Source organism: Serratia sp. T13T92 (assembly GCF_047530105.1).
In the GTDB taxonomy this organism is placed as follows: domain Bacteria; phylum Pseudomonadota; class Gammaproteobacteria; order Enterobacterales; family Enterobacteriaceae; genus Chania; species Chania fonticola.
The window spans coordinates 1-1,978 of record NZ_JBLJAK010000105.1; the positions used below are offsets into that span (position 1 = coordinate 1).

The 1,978-nt window shown below is 62.9% G+C and carries 1 protein-coding gene; it reads right to left on the reverse strand.

The window, feature by feature from the left end; genetic code table 11:
* Positions 1–1,978 (reverse strand): AAA family ATPase (locus tag ACMV5I_RS29365; protein ID WP_414825958.1); only part of this gene is annotated, 1,978 nt, incomplete at both ends.

Consider the following 1,978-nt stretch of genomic DNA (forward strand, 5'->3'; position numbering starts at 1 on the left):
TGGCCAGGTGCGATGGACTGCAACTGATCGGTGTCGCCACTGGACACCGCCCGTCCGCCGCCCCCGGCGATCAGGCCATAGGCCCGGGCCATATCGGCATTGCCGACCATCGAGCTTTCATCCACCAGGAACAGCACGTTGCGAAAATCCGGCTTTTCGCCGCCGCGCAGCTGCTGTTGCGTGTCGTGAATAAACGCAGCGAGCGTCTGCGACTCCGGCACGCCGGCATCGCGCATTTCGCTCACTGCTCGGTGGGTGGGTGCCACGCCAATGACGCGGGGCCGCTGCTCCTCCGGTAGTGTGCCGATAGCCGACATCACCGCCCGGAATTGGGTCGTTTTCCCCACCCCGGCGTAGCCCTGTACCAGGGTGAAACGGTCGGAGGACTCCAGGATCATCCGCGTGGCATTGCGTTGCCCGGATGTAAGCCCCTCCATCTGCGCCCCTGGCACACTGTGCATCAACGGCGCAACCGCATCCTTACCTTCCAGCACATGGCGGATAATGCTTTTCTCGGCGTTATAAGATGCACGGGCAACCAACAGTTGCAGACCGTTCCCCGGTGAGACCGGCACCGACATCAGCGAACCCTCCCGAGTTTGCTGGTCTATCTCACGCTCAATCGCCGCCAGTCCCGGCCCTGTCGGCGCTGTCTCGCTGGCCGCCGCCATCAGCTGCGGTTTTGTGAAGGCGAGGTTGCGACTTTCCAGCTCAGGGATGGCCAGATGAATGGCCTGCTGCGCCGGGGTGTGCAGCGCATTTTTTTGGTGTGTGAGCGCATCTTCCAGTCGGTCATGCCCGGCGGCTTCCTTGATTTGTGCCGACACCACGCTGAAGACCGACTGTCTGGCCAGTTTCTCCGTGGTTTTCGCTTCGGTTTGCGCCGAGTACAGCCGCACCTGCGGACCGCTCAGGGCCAGCTTGTTCAGGGTGGTGGTGTCCATCTCCCGCAGGCTCAGCGAGGCAAAGACCGTGGCGTTATCACTCACGCTGCGCCCCGGCGACCCCACCCAGCCTTGCCCGACTTTCGGTGCCGTAAACGGACTGTCTCCGGACGGCAGCGTCACCGTTCCCTTGCGACCGGGCAGGGTCACATTGATGCCTTTATCATCAAAGCCGGTGACGGTCACGGTATCGCCCCCCTTAAGCCGTGCGCCTGGTGTTTTGCCCAACACAGCCAATCGGTCCCCTTCCGACACCGGGATTTGCGTGGCACGAAGCAACGACCAGCTGCTGTCGAGCGACGCCAGCCGGATCACCTGACTTTCACCCTGCGCATTGCGCAATGTCAGGCTGTTATTACGGGCGGTAACGCGGTCAATCACAAACCGTTCATGACGTCGCGCCTGAGCATCCCAACGCTCCATCACCATCCCGTCACGGTAGTGGTCACGCACCTGCTGATGGCGACTGTCCAGCCACACCGGCTCCAGCGCGGTGATGGTGTGCTCTTTCTCGCCCAACACGCGTTCTGCGCGCAGGGCATTACGCACCGCACCGGTGAGTGCCGCCTGTTCACGGACACCGGTAACCTGTGCCACGCTGTGTTCTCCCGCCCGTATACTGCGGGCAAAGTCGGTGGCCAGCCGGTCATAACGCTGACGCCGGTCAGGCTCGCTGATGACGTCCACCCGGGTTTTCTCCCCTTGCTGCCAGCTCAGCGTATTCACGCCCGTTTCTTTCATCACCGTCAGGGCGCTGCCGGTGCCGCTGCGTTGCCCGCTGTCGGTCATCAATAGCTGCACGTTATGACGCAGGGCACCATCGAGCAGCGTCAGCGTCTCTTTGAGCGTCAGCTTTTCGGCCTGGTCGACAATCAGCGTGCTGCCCGGCAAAAAGGTCATCCCCTCCGTCAGTGCCCGCCGGTCGGTAATGTGCTCCCCGCCAAGGCGCTCATCCTGCGCAAGGCTGCGGGCCGAGCGGCGATCTGCCGCCACTATCTGCACCTCACGCCCCTGTTCGTGCGCCATCATGGCCA